This window comes from Pseudomonas frederiksbergensis (assembly GCF_017114915.1).
Classification (GTDB): Bacteria; Pseudomonadota; Gammaproteobacteria; order Pseudomonadales; family Pseudomonadaceae; genus Aquipseudomonas; species Aquipseudomonas frederiksbergensis_I.
The window spans coordinates 77,375-94,258 of the sequence record NZ_JAAUOE010000025.1 but is presented as its reverse complement, the minus strand read 5'-3'; the positions used below and the strand labels follow the sequence as shown (position 1 = coordinate 94,258).

The following is a 16,884-nucleotide window of genomic DNA, read 5'->3' as shown; positions in this document are numbered from 1 at the left end:
GCGAAACCGCCAGCCGCCGTTACCGCAGAAACGGATATGTACTCAATCAACAAGAGCATGGTCGGCCCAAAGGCCGCCAAGATCAAAGGAATCAGCAGCAACCAAAAGAGGTCCAAACTGACAGCGCCGTCAGTTACCAGTCACGCTCCTGACGGGCAAACAGGTTTATAAAGGAAGGTATAAACCTGACAAAACTCCGACCACCCAGCCCGGCGCCCCGCTCGCATGCGAATCCAGAAAAACACCGCCCTGCTCGCCGCCCTTCTGATCGCCCTGGCCGCGCTGGGCGTGTGGTACGTCACAAAACCCGCCACCGCCAAACTGGCCGCCCCCACCGCCATTCCGGTCCGAGTGATCAGCGTCGCCGAAAAAGATGTGCCCCGCTACGTCAGCGGCATCGGCTCGGTGCTGTCCCTGCACAGCGTTGTCGTACGCCCGCAGATCGACGGCATCCTCACCAGGCTGCTGGTCAAGGAAGGCCAACTGGTGAACAAAGGCGACCTGCTGGCCACCCTCGACGACCGCTCGATCCGCGCCAGCCTCGACCAGGCCCGGGCGCAACTGGGCGAAAGCCAGGCGCAACTGCAAGTGGCCCAGGTCAACCTCAAGCGCTACAAACTGCTGAGCGTCGATGACGGTGTGTCCAAGCAGACCTACGACCAGCAACAAGCGCTGGTCAATCAACTCAAAGCCACCGCCCAAGGCAATCAGGCCTCGATCGACGCCGCTCTGGTGCAGCTTTCCTACACACAGATTCGTTCCCCGGTCACCGGTCGCGTCGGGATTCGCACGGTGGATGAAGGCAACTTCCTGCGCATGACCGACACCCAAGGCCTGTTCACGGTGACTCAGATCGACCCGATCGCCGTGGAGTTTTCCCTGCCGCAGCACATGCTGCCGACCCTGCAAAGCCTGATCAACGATCCTCGGCAGGCGCCGGTCAAGGCTTACATCGGTGCCGACACCGACGGCGAAACCGGCAACCTGCTGGGCGAAGGCCACCTAAGCCTGATCGACAACCAGATCAACACCAACACCGGAACCATCCGCGCCAAGGCCGAATTCGCCAACCCGGCACAGAAACTCTGGCCAGGCCTGCTGGTGACGGTAAAGATTCAGACAGCGCTGGATAAAAATGCGCTGGTGGTGCCGCCCACCGTCGTACAACGTGGCCTCGATCAACATTTCGTCTACCGGGTCAATGGCGACAAGGTCGAAGCCGTTCAGGTGCAAATGGTTTATCAAAGCAGCGGGCAGAACATCATCAAAGGCGTGAAACCGGGTGATGTGTTGGTCAGCGACGGCCAATCACGGCTCAAACCCGGCTCAACGGTGCAGGTGTTGACCGAGCCGCCGCAAGTCGTGCAATCGGAGCCGAAACCATGAAGGGCCATGGCTCGATTTCAGCGTGGTGCATCGATCATCCGGTGGCAACGGTCCTGCTGACCTTTGCCTTGGTGCTGCTGGGGGTGATCGCCTTCCCGCGGCTGTCGATTGCGCCACTGCCGGAAGCGGAATTCCCGACCATTCAGGTGGCCGCGCAGCTGCCCGGCGCCAACCCGGAGACCATGGCCTCGTCGGTGGCCACGCCGCTTGAAGTGCAATTCAGCGCCATCCCCGGCGTAACCCAGATGACCTCGAGCAGCGCCCTGGGCTCGACCATCCTGACCCTGCAATTCACCCTCGACAAAAGCATCGACACCGCCGCCCAGGAAGTCCAGGCCGCGATCAACACCGCCGCCGGCAAGCTGCCCAAAGACATGCCCAACCTGCCGAACTGGAGGAAGGTCAATCCGGCCGATAGCCCGGTACTGATCCTCAGCATCAACTCGCCGCAAATGCCCGGCACCGAAGTCAGTGACCTGGTGGAAACCCTGCTCGCCCGTCAGATCAGCCAGATCGACGGCGTAGGCAATATCAACATCACCGGTCAGCAACGTCCGGCGATTCGCGTGCAGGCCTCGGCGGACAAACTCGCCGCCATCGGCCTGACCCTGGCGGACATTCGCCTGGCGATCCAGCAGACCAGCCTCAACCTGGCCAAGGGTGCGCTGTACGGCGAGTCGAGCATTTCGACCTTGTCCACCAACGACCAGTTGTTCCACCCCGAGGAATACGGTCAGTTGATTGTTTCCTACAAGGACGGCGCACCGGTTCATCTCAAGGACGTGGCCAAAGTCGTCAACGGTTCGGAAGATGCCTACATCCAGGCGTGGGCTGATGGTCAGCCAGGGGTGAACCTGGTGATTTTCCGGCAACCGGGGGCCAACATCGTCGAAACGGTCGACCGCATTCAAGCGGCCCTGCCGACGCTGGAGGCCATGCTGCCGGCCTCGGTGCAGGTCAAGGTGTTGATCGATCGCACCCAGACCATCCGCGCTTCGCTGCATGAAGTGGAAGTCACCCTGCTGATCGCGATCCTGCTGGTGGTGGCGGTGATGGCTCTGTTTCTGCGCCAACTGTCGGCGACCCTGATCGTGGCGGCGGTGCTCGGTGTGTCACTGATTGCCAGTTTCGCCCTGATGTACATCATGGGCTTCAGCCTGAATAACCTGACGCTGGTGGCGATCGTGGTGTCCGTCGGGTTTGTGGTCGACGATGCGATTGTGGTGGTGGAAAACATTCACCGGCATCTGGAGGCCGGCGACGGCAGGCGCGAGGCGGCGATCAAAGGCGCCGGCGAGATCGGTTTTACCGTGGTCTCGATCAGTTTCTCGCTGGTGGCGGCGTTCATTCCGCTGCTGTTCATGGGCGGCGTGGTCGGGCGGCTGTTCAAGGAATTCGCCCTGACCGCCACCTCGACCATCATGATTTCGGTGGTGGTGTCCCTGACGCTGGCACCGACGTTGGCCGCGCTGTTCATGCGTGCGCCGGAACACAGCCAATCGGGTCTTGGCGAGCGCTTGCTGGCGCTGTACGAGAAAGGCCTGCGCCGCGCCCTCGCCCATCAGAAACTGACGATCGGTGTGTTCGGCCTGTCCCTCGGTCTGGCCATTGCCGGGTACATTTTCATTCCGAAGGGTTTCTTCCCGGTACAGGACACCGGTTTCGTCCTCGGCACCACCGAAGCGGCTGCGGATATTTCCTACGGCGACATGGTGAAAAAACACCTGGCGATGGCGGAAATCGTCGCCGCCGATCCCGCCGTCGAGACGTTCTCTCACTCGGTCGGCGTTGCGGGCAGTAACCAGACCATCGCCAACGGCCGCTTCTGGATTTCGCTGAAAAAACGCAGTGATCGCAACGTGTCCGCCAGCCAGTTCATCGACCGGATTCGCCCGCAATTGATGAAAATTCCGGGCATCGTGCTGTACCTGCGCGCCGGGCAAGACATCAACCTCAGCTCCGGCCCGAGCCGCGCCCAGTACCAATACGTGCTCAAGAGTAACGACGGTGACCTCCTGAGCACCTGGACCCAGCGCCTGACGGAAAAACTGCGCAGCAACCCGGCGTTCCGCGACATTTCCAACGACCTGCAACTGGGCGGCAGCATCACCCACATCAGCATCGACCGCAGCGCGGCGGCACGTTTCGGCCTGACCGCCAGCGATGTCGACGAAGCGCTGTACGACGCCTTCGGCCAGCGGCAGATCAACGAGTTCCAGACCCAGACCAACCAGTACAACGTGATTCTGGAACTGGACGCCAAACAGCGCGGCAAGGCCGAAAGCCTCAACTATTTCTACCTGCGCTCGCCACTGAGCGGGGAGATGGTGCCGCTGTCGGCGCTGGCAAAATTCGAGGCGCCGACCATCGGCCCGTTGTCCATCGCCCACGACGGGATGTTCCCGGCGGCCAATCTGTCGTTCAACCTGGCGCCCGGCGTCGCATTGGGCGATGCGGTGGTCATGCTCAATCAGGCCAAGACCGACATCGGCATGCCGGCAGCCATCAGCGGTAACTTCCAGGGCGCGGCCCAGGCGTTCCAGAGTTCGCTGGCCAGCCAGCCGTGGCTGATTCTGGCGGCGCTGGTGGCGGTGTACATCATTCTCGGTGTGCTGTACGAAAGCTTCGTGCATCCGCTGACGATCATCTCGACCCTGCCCTCGGCGGGGCTCGGGGCGGTGATCATGCTGTGGATCTGCGGCCAGGACTTTTCGATCATGGCGCTGATCGGGCTCGTGCTGCTGATCGGCATCGTCAAGAAGAACGGCATTCTGTTGATCGACTTTGCGCTCGAAGCTCAACGCAACCGTGGGCTGCCGCCAGAAGAAGCCATCTATGAGGCCTGTCTCACAAGGTTCCGGCCCATCATCATGACCACCCTCGCCGCCCTGCTCGGCGCCCTGCCGTTGATGCTCGGCTACGGCACCGGCGCCGAACTGCGCCAGCCATTGGGCATCGCGGTGGTCGGCGGCTTGCTGGTGAGCCAGGCGCTGACGCTGTTCACCACGCCGGTCATATACTTGTGGCTCGAGCGGCTATTCCATAGACCCACACCAGCACAGCAGCCGGTGCTGGCGACCACAGACTGAGGCGGGGTCACGCGCGTTCTGATTATCGAAGACGAGGAAAAAACCGCGGACTATCTGCATCGCGGTCTGACGGAATAGGGCTACACCGTGGACGTGGCCCGCGATGGCGTCGAAGGCCTGCACCTGGCGCTGACGATTACCTCCGCAAACCGTTTCCGGGTAATTGTCGACTACCCTCTGAATGTCTTCTAAGCTTCAATTAGCAAAAGGCCAGCATGTTTTGCTGGCCTTTTCTTTATCCGGGATTTATATAGGCGCGACGGTTTCTGGGACTCTGCCCGATTCTTGTAAAAGCACTTTCATAATGCCTTATTTGCAGAAGTCAGAACCATGAGTGTGAACAGTGCGAAATCCCGTGATCCGATCCGTTCGACACGGTCGGAGCGGCTTCTGGTTCTCAGTAGTGTGTTGTTGGTGATTGCGATACTGAGCATCGTCGCATTCCTGCTGATCCGTGAACGCGCCAATGCCGAATTGTCCGCCGCTCGTGCCGCCAACAATATCGTGCAATTGATCGACGCCGACGTGCTGCGCAATGTCGAACTTTATGATGTGTCCCTGCTGGGTTTGATCGCGGCCTCCCAGCGTGAAGACCTCAAAAGCGTTTCCCCTGCCATTCGCCATCTGGCCTATTTCGACCGCGCCACCGCCGCGCCGTACAAGGGCAACATTTTGTTGCTCGACAGCAAGGGCGACGTCATCGCCAACTCGGCCTCGGTGGAGCCCAGAAAGGGCAACTACGCTGATCGCGAATACTTCCAGTCCCACGTGAACAACCCGGACTCGGGCATGTTCATCAGTCGCCCCTTCAGGGCCAGGGCGCCGGAACAGGATTGGCGGATCAGTTTCAGCCGCCGGGTGAACGGCCCCCAGGGCGAGTTCCTCGGTGTGGCCGAAGCCGCCATGCGTTTGAGTTACTTCGATCAGTTGTTCAACAGTTTGAGCATCGGTCGCGACAGTACGGTCAATCTGATCAGCAAAGACGGGATTCTGCTGGCCCAGCAACCCCGCTTGGCCGAAGAGCTGATCGGCAAGGATTTCAGTAGCCGCCCCAATTTCCAACGCATCGTCAAGGAAGGCAACGGCAGCTTCACCGGCCTGTCCAGCCGCCACAAGGATAAGCGCCTGTACACGTTCTCCAAGGTCGGAAACCTGCCGTTGATCGTCATTGTTGCGCTGTCCAGTGATGAGGTCTTTGCAGCCTGGAAACGTACTGCGGTGGTGGTCAGCTCGGCAACCATTGCCCTGTGCGCAAGCCTGTTGTGGCTGACCGGGTTGCTTTGCCGGGAACTGCGTCGGCGCCACAGTGCCGAGCAGGAACTGTCACAGCTGGCCGCCACCGACCCCTTGACCGGCTTGGCCAACCGCCGAAGCCTGGATCAGGCGCTACATCATGAGTGGTTTCGAGCCCAACGTTCCGCTCAGCCGTTGTCGCTACTGATGATCGATATCGATCACTTCAAGGCGTTCAATGATCGCCATGGTCACCAGGGCGGCGACGATGCCTTGCGCTCGGTGGCCAAAGTGATCGACACCCATGTTCGACGGCCGACGGACCTGGTCGCCCGGTATGGTGGCGAGGAGTTTTCGGTGATCCTGGCTGAAACCGACAGCGCCGGTGCACAACAGATTGCCGAGAAAATCCGTATAGCGGTAGAGCAATTGCCGTTGGTGGGGGGTGATGTGTCGCCGATTACTGTCAGTATTGGCATCAGCACCTGGACGACGGCAACCGATATCAGCCTGGAACAGTTGCTGTTTGCAGCGGATAAGGCGCTGTATCAGGCCAAGGAAAACGGGCGCAACCGGGTGGTTGCTGCGCAGTGAAATCCTCGATGGGCAAGATCCACGCATCCCATTTCTTTCCCACAAGCATAAAAAAAGGCCACCCGAAGGTAGCCTTTAAAAAACTAGAGAGGTTTTTTGCTTACACGGCCGCAACAGGACGCATGTAAGAGATCGGTGCGGTACTGGCGTCTTCGAACGTCACGACTTCCCAGGCATCTGTCTGCTCAATCAACTTGCGCAGCAGCTGGTTGTTCAATGCATGTCCGGACTTGAAGCCCTTGAACTCACCAATCAGGCTATTGCCCAGCAGGTAGAGGTCACCAATGGCATCGAGGATCTTGTGCTTCACGAATTCGTCTTCATAGCGAAGGCCGTCTTCGTTCAGTACACCATCCGCGTCGACCACAATAGCGTTTTCAACGCTACCGCCGAGTGCGAGGTTGTGCTTGCGCAGGTACTCGATATCACTCATGAAACCAAAGGTACGCGCGCGGCTGACTTCTTTTACGAACGAAGTGCTGGAAAAATCCACGCTTGCACTTTGTGTGCGGTCACGGAAAACCGGGTGATCGAAATCGATCTCGAAGCTCACTTTGAAGCCTTCGAAAGGGACGAAAGTGGCGCGCTTGTCGCCGTCTTCCACTGTCACTTCCCGCAGGATCCGGATGAACTTCTTGGCGGCGTCCTGCTCTTCCAGGCCGGCCGATTGAATCAGGAATACGAAGGGTCCAGCGCTACCATCCATGATCGGGACTTCGGACGCGGAGAGCTCGACGTAGGCGTTATCGATGCCCAGGCCAGCCATGGCCGAGAGCAGGTGCTCCACCGTGTCCACTTTGACGTCACCGTTAACAAGCGTGGTCGACATAGTGGTTTCGCCAACGTTTTCCGCGCGGGCAGGGATCTGCACCACAGGGTCGAGGTCAGCACGACAAAACACAATGCCGGTGTCGACAGGCGCTGGCTTGAGGGTCAGGTAGACCTTCTCCCCGGAGTGCAGGCCGACACCTGTGGCACGGATAATATTCTTCAGGGTGCGTTGTTTAATCATGGCATGGGCCGCTTCAGCGCAAATTGCGAACTGGTATCAACAAAGGCTGGCGATGATAGCAGACCAGACCTTTGCTGAACACCAATCACCCTAATACCCCTGATACATTTCATCAATCGGCCTGACGACGCAGGAAAGCCGGGATGTCCAGGTAGTCCAGATCATCTTGCGGGTTCATCTTCGCGGCAGTCGCAGCACCGGCCTGAGCCTGGTTGCGCATGACGGTCGGACGGTCCAGGTCACGGTAGTTCACCGCAGGCTGTTCCTGACGAACAGGGGCTTGTTGTTGTGGCTGGGAAGCCATCGACGTGTGAACGGTATTGTCGATAACCTTCACAGGCTTCTCGATTTTAGCGCCCAGACCGGTAGCCACAACAGTCACGTGCAGCTCGTCGCGCATGTCCGGATCGATAACGGTACCGACCTTGACCATCGCGTGCTCGGAAGCGAAGGCTTCGATGATGCTACCCACGTCGGAGTACTCACCCAGAGACAGGTCAGGACCGGCGGTGATGTTCACCAGGATGCCGCGTGCACCTTGCAGGTTCACGTCTTCGAGCAGCGGGTTGCGAATGGCCGCTTCGGTGGCCTCGCGTGCACGGTTCGGACCGCTGGCGCAGCCAGTGCCCATCATCGCCATGCCCATTTCGCTCATTACGGTGCGCACGTCGGCAAAGTCGACGTTGATCATGCCCGGACGCTTGATGATGTCGGAGATACCGCGAACGGCACCGGCCAGTACATCGTCGGCCTTGGCGAAAGCCGACAGCAGGCTTGCGTCTTTACCGAGGATGGTCAGCAACTTCTCGTTGGGAATGGTGATCAACGAGTCGACGCTTTCAGACAGCAGACGGATGCCCTCGTCAGCGAGCTGCATGCGCTTGCGGCCTTCGAACGGGAACGGACGGGTCACCACCGCAACGGTGAGGATCCCCATTTCCTTGGCCACTTCGGCGATGATCGGCGCAGCACCGGTGCCGGTACCACCGCCCATGCCGGTAGTGATGAACACCATGTTGGTGCCCTGCAGGACTTCGGCAATGCGCTCACGGTCTTCGAGAGCGGCCTGACGACCTACTTCAGGGTTGGCGCCGGCACCCAGACCTTTGGTCACGCCGGTACCCAGTTGCAGGATGGTCCGCGCGCTGATGCTCTTCAGCGCCTGGGCATCAGTGTTGGCGCAGATGAACTCGACGCCTTCAATGTTGCTCTTGACCATGTGATTGACAGCGTTGCCGCCGCCACCGCCAACACCGATAACTTTAATTACCGGGCTTGCGGGGATGTTGTCTACGAGTTCGAACATTTTCCCTCTCCTTACGTTCTCTAGTTTTTTCGCCTACTGCTGTTTGAAGCGGTGTTGCGGTAAAGCGTTAGAAATTGCCTTGCACCCAGCTCTTGAAACGATCGAGCAGAGCGGCTTTCGGTTCGTCATTGCTGTAGCTGTCGCGGCTGCCGATGCCCGAGAACGAAATCCCGTCGGACTGCTTCTGCAGGCCGTACATCAACAGGCCGACGCCGGTGGAATAGATCGGGTTGCGGACCACGTCATCCAGGCCCTTGACGCCATGGGGCACACCCAGGCGCACCGGCATGTGGAAGATTTCCTCGGCCAGTTCGGTGGCGCCTTCCATCTTCGACGTACCGCCGGTCAGCACGATGCCGGCCGGGATCAGATCTTCGTAGCCGCTGCGACGCAGTTCGGCCTGGATCAGGGTGAACAGCTCGTCGTAACGCGGCTCGACCACTTCGGCCAGGGCCTGACGGGACAGCTCGCGCGGCGGACGATCACCGACGCTCGGCACCTTGATGGTTTCACCGGCACCGGCCAGTTTGGCCAGGGCGCAGGCGTAGCGAATCTTGATTTCTTCGGCGTACTGGGTCGGGGTGCGCAACGCCATGGCGATGTCGTTGGTCACCTGATCGCCGGCAATCGGGATCACCGCGGTGTGGCGGATCGCGCCTTCGGTGAAGATCGCGATGTCGGTGGTGCCGCCGCCGATGTCCACCAGGCACACGCCCAGCTCCTTCTCGTCGTCGGTCAGGACCGAATACGCGGAAGCCAGCTGCTCGAGAATGATGTCGTCGATTTCCAGACCGCAGCGGCGCACGCATTTTTCAATGTTCTGTGCGGCGTTGACGGCGCAGGTGACCACGTGAACCTTGGCTTCCAGACGCACACCGGACATGCCCAACGGCTCGCGAACACCTTCCTGGTTATCGATCACGTAATCCTGCGGCAAGGTGTGCAGCACACGCTGGTCAGCCGGGATTGCCACGGCCTGGGCGGCGTCGAGGACGCGCTCAAGGTCGGCGGAGCTGACTTCGCGATCACGAATCGCCACGATGCCGTGGGAATTCAAACTGCGGATGTGATTGCCGGCCACGCCGACGAACGCCGAATGGATCCGGCAACCGGCCATCAGCTGCGCTTCTTCGATAGCGCGCTGGATCGACTGGACGGTGGACTCGATGTTCACCACTACGCCTTTTTTCAGGCCGCGGGACGGATGAGTACCGATCCCGACGATTTCGAGCGTGCCGTCGTCCGAGACCTCGCCTACCAGTGCCACCACCTTGGAGGTACCGATATCGAGACCGACGATCATTTTGCCGCTTTGCACGTTTGCCATGGGTCCTGCCTCTCTTAATTCTTCGCGACAGCGGGTTGGGCTGCCGTGGGCGCTACAGGTTCCCGCCAGCCAACGGCAAGGCCGTTGGCGTAGCGCAGATCGATGCGCGCAATGTTCGTAATCTGTTCTTTGAGCGTCTTGTCATAGATGGCAATGAAGCGGCGCATCCGTTCCACCAGCTTGCCGCGTCCCAGCAGCAGTTCGATTCCAGGGCCCGCGCTGCCGGCGCCGGTGGTCAGGAACCAACTGCCTCGTTCACGCAACTCCAGGCGTGCAATCGAGAAACCCAATGGCCTGAGCATCTGGCTCAGCACCTGGTATTGCTGCATGACTTGCTGCTGCGCCCGCTGTGGGCCGAACAGCTGTGGCAAGTGTTCGTAATTCGCCAGCTCGCGCGGGGTGAACGCTTGCCCCTGGTTGTTCAACAGCGACTCATCGCCCCAACGGGCCACCGGCAGTTGTTCTTCCAGGCGAATCACCACCTGATCCGGCCACACCCGACGCACTTCGGCGTGGGCAATCCATGGCATCTGTTCAAGCTCCGTGCGCATGCTCGCCAGGTCGATGGTGAAGAAGCTCGACGCCACGTACGGGGCGATCCGCTGCTGCACCGCTTGCTGGCTGATGTAACTCAAGTCGCCCTGCACGGCGATTTTGGTGATCGGCCGATCGGCGTACGGCAGCAAACGCTGTGCGCCTTCATAAGTGCCGAACCCCAATGCCACCAGCAGCACGGGCCAGAACAGACTTTTGAGAAAACCAAAATTGGCTTTCGGCAGGCGCACGGACATCGGCTCTTTGGCCACCATTCGGCTGGCACCCCGCGGCACCGGCTTGCGGCCGGGTGCGGAGGGCTGATGACGTAGCTGAGCGCCTTGCATGGTCTTAACCTCTAGGCTCTTCATTACCGGCCGCATTGCCGGCAACACTTGCCGCCAGAATCGCCAGAACCAGTTGCTGGAAATCCAGGCCGGCGGCACGGGCCGCCATCGGAACCAGACTGTGATCGGTCATGCCCGGTGCGGTGTTGACTTCCAGGAACCAGAACTGCCCGTCGGCGTCCTGCATCACGTCCGCCCTGCCCCAACCGGCAATACCCAGCGCCTCACAGGCTTTGGCCGTGAGGTCCATGAGTTCCTTTTCTTTGTCGCTGTCCAGGCCGCACGGGATGCGGTACTGGGTATCGTTGGCGATGTACTTGGCGTCGTAGTCGTAGAAACTGTGCGTCGTGCCCAGGGCAATCGGTGGCAACACCTGGTCACGCAGGGTGGCGATGGTGAACTCCGGACCGTGAATCCATTGCTCGACCAACACTTGCGAATCGTAGGTACTGGCCGTTTTCCACGCCTCGATCAACTCGGGTGCGCAAGTCACTTTGGCCATCCCGATACTGGAACCTTCATGCGCCGGTTTGACGATCAACGGGAAGCCCAGTTCCGTGGCCGCCGAAATACAATCGGCCTCAGAGCGCAGTACTGCGTGGCGTGGCGTCGGAATGCCAAGGCTGTGCCAGACCTGCTTGGTGCGCAGTTTGTCCATGGCCAGGGCCGAGGCCAGAATGCCGCTGCCGGTGTACGGAATCCCTGCGCATTCGAGCAGGCCCTGCATGCTGCCGTCTTCACCGCCACGACCGTGGAGGATGATGAAGGCGCGGTCGATTTTTTCGCTCAGCAGGCGCTGCAGCAGGTCATCACCCACATCAATACCGAACGCGTCCACACCGGCGCTTTGCAGTGCATCGAGCACCGCGTTACCCGACTTCAGGGACACTTCACGCTCGGCACTCTTGCCGCCGAACAGCACGGCGACGCGACCGAAATCTTTCGGCGCGATAGTGGAGACGAGGTTGGCGTAAGCAGCAGTCATTTCAACTTCCCCTCTACCGGTGCGGCAATGGCCCCGGCGAACAACGGACTGTTCAACAGTTTGGGTGCGAGACCGCCGATATCACCGGCGCCCTGGCACAGCAGAATGTCGCCGGCACACAGCAGCGGCTTGACGATCGGCGCGAGGTCGATGCCGCGCTCGACGTAGATCGGATCGAGCTGACCGCGCTGGCGAATGCTGTTGCACAGCTTGCGGCTGTCGGCGCCCGGAATCGGCTCTTCGCCGGCCGGGTAGACTTCCATCAGCAGCAGCACGTTGGCGTCGGCCAGCACATTGACGAAATCGTCGTACAGGTCGCGGGTGCGGCTGTAACGGTGCGGCTGGTAGACCATCACCAGACGGCGCTCCGGCCAGCCACCGCGCACGGCCTTGATCACGGCCGCGACTTCGGTCGGGTGGTGACCGTAGTCGTCCACCAGCATGACGTTGCCGCCTTCGACCGGCAGTTCGCCGTACACCTGGAAGCGTCGGCCGACACCCTGGAACCCGGACAGGCCCTGGACAATGGCTTCATCGCTGACGCCTTCGTCGGTGGCGATGCAAATGGTCGCCAACGCGTTCAGCACGTTGTGATTGCCCGGCATGTTCACCGAGACATCCAGCGGTTCGCGGTCAGGACGCAGCACGGTAAAGAAGGTTTGCATGCCTTGTTGGCGCACATTGATCGCGCGCACGTCGGCGTCATCGCCAAAGCCGTAAGTGACCGTCGGGCGTTTCACCTGCGGGAGGATTTCACGCACCACCGGATCGTCCAGGCACATCACCGCCAGACCGTAGAACGGCAGGTTGTGCAGGAACTCGACGAAGGTTTTCTTCAGTTTGTTGAAGTCGCCGTCGTAGGTCGCCATGTGATCGGCGTCGATGTTGGTGACCACGGCCACCAGCGGCTGCAAGTGCAGGAAGCTGGCATCGCTTTCGTCGGCTTCGGCGATCAGGTAGCGGCTGGTACCGAGCTGGGCATTGGTGCCCGCGGCATTCAGGCGACCACCGATCACGAACGTCGGGTCCAGGCCGCCGGCGGCGAACACCGAAGCGATCAGGCTGGTGGTGGTGGTTTTGCCGTGGGTACCGGCGACGGCGATGCCGTGGCGGTAGCGCATCAGTTCGGCGAGCATCTCGGCACGCGGCACCACCGGAATCCGGCGTTCCAGCGCGGTCGCGACTTCCGGGTTGGACGTGTTGACGGCGCTCGACACCACCAGCACGTCGGCGGCTGCGGCGTTCTCGGCACGGTGGCCGATGAAAATCTGCGCACCGAAAGATTCCAGACGCTCGGTCACCGGCGAAGCCTTGAGGTCGGAACCGGACACTTCGTAGCCCAGGTTCAGCAACACTTCGGCGATCCCGCACATACCCACGCCGCCGATACCGACGAAGTGGATGCGACGGATGCGGCGCATTTCCGGTTGGGGCATGGCTTTTTTGTTCTCAACCATGGGCCACCTCCAGGCAGGTATCGACCACGTTACGGGTGGCATCGGGTTTGGCCAGGCGGCGTGCTGCGCTGGCCATGTCGTTGAGTCGTTGCGGTTGCATCAAGACCTCTGTCAGGCGAGCGGCAAGGTCCGCTGCGCCAGTCGTTCTTTGCGGCATCAGGAAGGCAGCGCCTTCGCGGGCCAAATAATCGGCGTTGCGGGTCTGGTGATCGTCGATCGCATGGGGCAAAGGCACCAGCATCGAGGGCAGACCGGCAGCCGCCAGTTCACTGATGGTCAGCGCGCCTGCGCGGCACACCACCAGGTCGGCCCAGCCATAGGCTTGGGCCATGTCTTTGATGAACGGCTGCACTTGCGCCTCGACGCCAGCCGCGCGATAGCGCTCTGCAGTCACTTCATCGTGGTTTTTGCCGGCCTGATGGAACACGTCCGGGCGCAGGTCGGGGGCGACTTGCGACAGGGCTTCAGGCAGCAACTTGTTCAACGGCTCTGCGCCCAGGCTTCCACCCAGGATCAGCAAACGCGCCTTGCGACCGGCCAGGGCAGGTCGCGGTGTTTCGAGGAACAGCTCGGTGCGCACCGGGTTACCGGTGGTCCGACGGCTGTTCGACAGGGTAAAGGTGTCGGGGAACGCTTCACAGACCCGGGCGGCCAACGGCACCAGCAACCGATTGGCGGTACCGGCCACGGCGTTCTGCTCGTGAACGATGACCGGCACGCCGGCCAGTCTGGCTGCGACGCCTCCGGGACCGGTCACAAAACCACCAAAGCCGACCACACACACCGGCCGCAACTGACGAATGATCGCCCGCGCCTGCCAGATCGACTTGAGCAACATGATCGGCGCCTTGAGCAGGGACAATTTGCCCTTGCCGCGCAAACCGCTGACGTGGATCCGATGCAATTGAAGACCGGCCGCCGGCACCAGATCGTTTTCGATCCCGCGGGGCGTGCCGAGCCAGTGCACGGTATAACCGCGAGCCTGGAACTCGCGAGCACAGGCCAGTGCCGGGAACACGTGGCCCCCGGTGCCGCCAGCCATGATCAATACGTTAGCGCCCATGGCTCGGCTCCTCGGCGAAGTCGCTTTCATGGAATTCCATCTCCTCGCTGCCCAGGTGGGTTCGACTCTCCCACTCGATGCGCAGCAACAAGCCGAGACAGGCGCAGCAGATCACCAACGAACTACCGCCATAACTGAGGAATGGCAGGGTCAGACCTTTGGTCGGCAGCAGGCCGACGTTCACCCCGATGTTGATCAGGAACTGACCAATCCACAGGAACGACAGGCCATAAGCGACATAGGCGGCAAAAAACTGCTTGGCTTTCTCGGCCCACAGGCCGATGTACATGCCACGGATACAGACAAAGACGAACAGCGCCACCGTGCACAGAGAACCCACGGCGCCCAGTTCTTCAGCCAGTACCGAGAACACGAAGTCAGTGTGGGCTTCCGGCAGGTAGAACTGTTTCTGCACGCTGTTGCCCAGGCCAACGCCCAGCCATTCGCCGCGTCCGAAAGCGATCAAGGCCTGAGACAACTGATAGCCGGCACCGAACTGATCGGCCCACGGATCGGCAAAGTTGGTCAGGCGCGCCATTCGATACGGCTGCATCTGAATCAACAACACCACCGCCGCGACCGCCAGAACCACCATCAAGGAAAAACGGAACAGCCCGACCCCGCCGAGGAACAGCATCGCCGCAGCAGCCCCCATCATCACGACGGTGGCACCGAAGTCCGGTTCCATCAGCAACAGCCCCGCCATCGGCAGCAGTACGATGAACGGCTTGAAGAAGCCCATCCAGCTTTCACGCACTTCTTTCTGACGACGCACCAGATAACCGGCCAGGTAGATGACCACGAACACCTTGGCGATCTCGGAAGGCTGCACGTTGAAGAAACTGAAGCCGATCCAGCGCATCGAACCGTTCACTTCACGGCCGATCCCCGGAACGATCACCAGCACCAGCAAACCAAATGCACCAATCAGCATCAGCCACCCCAGGCGTTGCCAGGTAGCGATCGGAATCATCATGGTGACGATGCAGGCCCCCAGGCCCAACACAACATAGATAAGGTGGCGAATCATGTAATACAGGGGACTGCCCGACTGCACCGCCGCCACTTCGGTCGACGCCGAAGCGATCATGATCAGCCCCAGGCCCAGCAACGTCAGGCAACCGGCAAGCATCGGGAAGTCGAGGTCGATCCCGCGTCCGGTGATGAGCGGCGATGGATACGGCTTGATGATGTTGCTCAGGCTCATGCCAGATCCTCCACGGCGCGGACGAACTGGTGACCACGATCTTCGTAGTTCTTGAACATGTCGAAACTGGCGCAGGCTGGCGACAGCAGCACCACGTCACCCGGCTGGGCAGCGGCGCGGCATTGCGCCACGGCTTCGATCAGCGAGCCGACGCGAATCAGTGGAACGGCATCGCCGATGGCCTCACCGATCTTGTCGGCGTCACGGCCCATCAAAATGACGGCACGGCAGTTGGCCGCCACCGGATCGCGCAGATCCTTGAACTCGGCACCCTTGCCGTCGCCACCGGCAATCAGCACGATCTTGCCGTCGATGTCCGCACCCAGGCCTTCGATGGCGGCCAGAGCGGCACCGACATTGGTGGCCTTGGAGTCGTTGTAGTAGCCAACGCCATCCAGATCACGCACCCATTGGCAGCGATGCTCAAGGCCGGCGAAGGTACGCAATGCCGAAAGCATCGCCTCGAATGGCAGCCCCACGGCGTGGCCCAGTGCCAATGCCGCCAGGGCGTTGGACTGGTTATGCGCGCCACGAATTTTCAGTTCGCGCACCGGCATCAGGTTCTGGAATTCGAAGGCCAGGTACTTCTCGCCATCCTCTTCCCGGATACCGAAGGCCTTGAAGTCGGGTTTGTTCAAACCGAAGGTCCAGCAGGGTTGACCTTCCCCCATCAGCGGACGGCTCAGGGCGTCCTGACGGTTGACCACAAACTGCCTGGCGCCACGGAAAATGCGGTGCTTGGCCAAGTGATAGGCCGGCAGACCGCTGTAGCGGTCCATGTGGTCTTCGCTGATGTTGAGCACGGTCGCCACTTCGGCGTTGAGCTGATCAGTGGTTTCGAGCTGGAAGCTCGACAGTTCCATCACGTACAGCTCGACGTCATCACTGAGCAAATCCAGCGCCGGCGTGCCGAGGTTGCCGCCGACAGCGACACGCTTGCCCGCCGCCGCCGCCATCTCGCCGACCAGGGTGGTGACAGTGCTTTTGGCGTTGGAACCGCTAATGGCGACAATCGGCGCTTTCGCGTTACGCGCGAACAGCTCGATGTCGCCGGACAATTTCACGCCACGGGCGGCGGCAGCCTGCAGGGCCGGGGTCGCCAACGCCAGGCCGGGGCTCACGTAGAGCTCGTCGGCACGACACAGGAATTCGACGTCCAGCTCGCCACAACGCACTTCCACGTGCGGATAGTCACGCTTGAGCGTGGCCAGTTCCGGTGGATTTTCCCGCGTATCGGCCACAGCAAACGACACGCCCCGGTTCGCCAGGAAGCGAACCAGGGACATGCCGCTCTTGCCGAGGCCGACAACGATGCGGAAGTGGTCAGAAGCGATCAGAGACACT

Annotated in this window: 12 protein-coding genes; 3 read left to right on the top strand and 9 right to left on the bottom strand. The window is 60.9% G+C overall.

Features of this window, described 5'->3' with window-relative positions; translation table 11 throughout:
* The first annotated feature begins 225 nt into the window (after positions 1–225).
* The 3 genes from HCU66_RS18285 (at position 226) to HCU66_RS18275 (ending at position 6,302) form a co-directional block, all read left to right on the top strand.
* A complete protein-coding gene (locus HCU66_RS18285; protein ID WP_205889794.1) occupies positions 226–1,386 on the top strand; it encodes an efflux RND transporter periplasmic adaptor subunit in 1,161 nt (386 codons plus the stop codon).
* Entirely contained in the window at positions 1,383–4,475 is a 3,093-nt protein-coding gene (locus HCU66_RS18280; RefSeq protein ID WP_205889793.1) for a multidrug efflux RND transporter permease subunit, read from the top strand. The genes HCU66_RS18285 and HCU66_RS18280 overlap by 4 nt, the downstream gene beginning before the upstream one ends.
* 330 nt (positions 4,476–4,805) lie before the next feature.
* A complete protein-coding gene (locus HCU66_RS18275; RefSeq protein ID WP_205889792.1) occupies positions 4,806–6,302 on the top strand; it encodes a sensor domain-containing diguanylate cyclase in 1,497 nt (498 codons plus the stop codon).
* A gap of 100 nt (positions 6,303–6,402) precedes the next feature.
* Here the strand turns inward: HCU66_RS18275 and lpxC are convergent, their stop codons facing one another.
* From lpxC to murD, 9 genes are all read right to left on the bottom strand, one after another.
* Entirely contained in the window at positions 6,403–7,314 is a 912-nt protein-coding gene (lpxC, locus tag HCU66_RS18270) for a UDP-3-O-acyl-N-acetylglucosamine deacetylase (protein WP_007939852.1), read from the bottom strand.
* Between the two features lie 112 nt (positions 7,315–7,426).
* Complete coding sequence (gene ftsZ, locus HCU66_RS18265; protein WP_095051261.1) at positions 7,427–8,620, bottom strand: cell division protein FtsZ; 1,194 nt, start codon at positions 8,618–8,620, stop codon at positions 7,427–7,429.
* A gap of 67 nt (positions 8,621–8,687) precedes the next feature.
* Positions 8,688–9,947 carry a cell division protein FtsA gene (gene ftsA, locus HCU66_RS18260; RefSeq protein WP_205889791.1) on the bottom strand — a complete coding sequence of 420 codons (1,260 nt, stop codon included), beginning with the start codon at positions 9,945–9,947 and terminating at the stop codon, positions 8,688–8,690.
* A gap of 14 nt (positions 9,948–9,961) precedes the next feature.
* Entirely contained in the window at positions 9,962–10,828 is an 867-nt protein-coding gene (locus HCU66_RS18255) for a cell division protein FtsQ/DivIB (RefSeq protein ID WP_205889790.1), read from the bottom strand.
* A 4-nt stretch (positions 10,829–10,832) separates the two neighbouring features.
* Positions 10,833–11,813, bottom strand: coding sequence for a D-alanine--D-alanine ligase (locus HCU66_RS18250; RefSeq protein ID WP_205889789.1), 981 nt, complete (start codon positions 11,811–11,813; stop codon positions 10,833–10,835).
* Complete coding sequence (gene murC / locus HCU66_RS18245; protein WP_205889788.1) at positions 11,810–13,270, bottom strand: UDP-N-acetylmuramate--L-alanine ligase; 1,461 nt, start codon at positions 13,268–13,270, stop codon at positions 11,810–11,812. Before murC ends, HCU66_RS18250 begins: the two co-directional genes overlap by 4 nt.
* Positions 13,263–14,333 carry an undecaprenyldiphospho-muramoylpentapeptide beta-N-acetylglucosaminyltransferase gene (gene murG / locus HCU66_RS18240; protein WP_205889787.1) on the bottom strand — a complete coding sequence of 357 codons (1,071 nt, stop codon included), beginning with the start codon at positions 14,331–14,333 and terminating at the stop codon, positions 13,263–13,265. Before murG ends, murC begins: the two co-directional genes overlap by 8 nt.
* Positions 14,323–15,540 carry a putative lipid II flippase FtsW gene (ftsW, locus tag HCU66_RS18235; protein ID WP_420908061.1) on the bottom strand — a complete coding sequence of 406 codons (1,218 nt, stop codon included), beginning with the start codon at positions 15,538–15,540 and terminating at the stop codon, positions 14,323–14,325. The genes murG and ftsW overlap by 11 nt, the downstream gene beginning before the upstream one ends.
* Positions 15,537–16,883, bottom strand: coding sequence for a UDP-N-acetylmuramoyl-L-alanine--D-glutamate ligase (murD, locus tag HCU66_RS18230; RefSeq protein WP_205889786.1), 1,347 nt, complete (start codon positions 16,881–16,883; stop codon positions 15,537–15,539). The genes ftsW and murD overlap by 4 nt, the downstream gene beginning before the upstream one ends.
* Position 16,884: the final 1 nt, after the last annotated feature.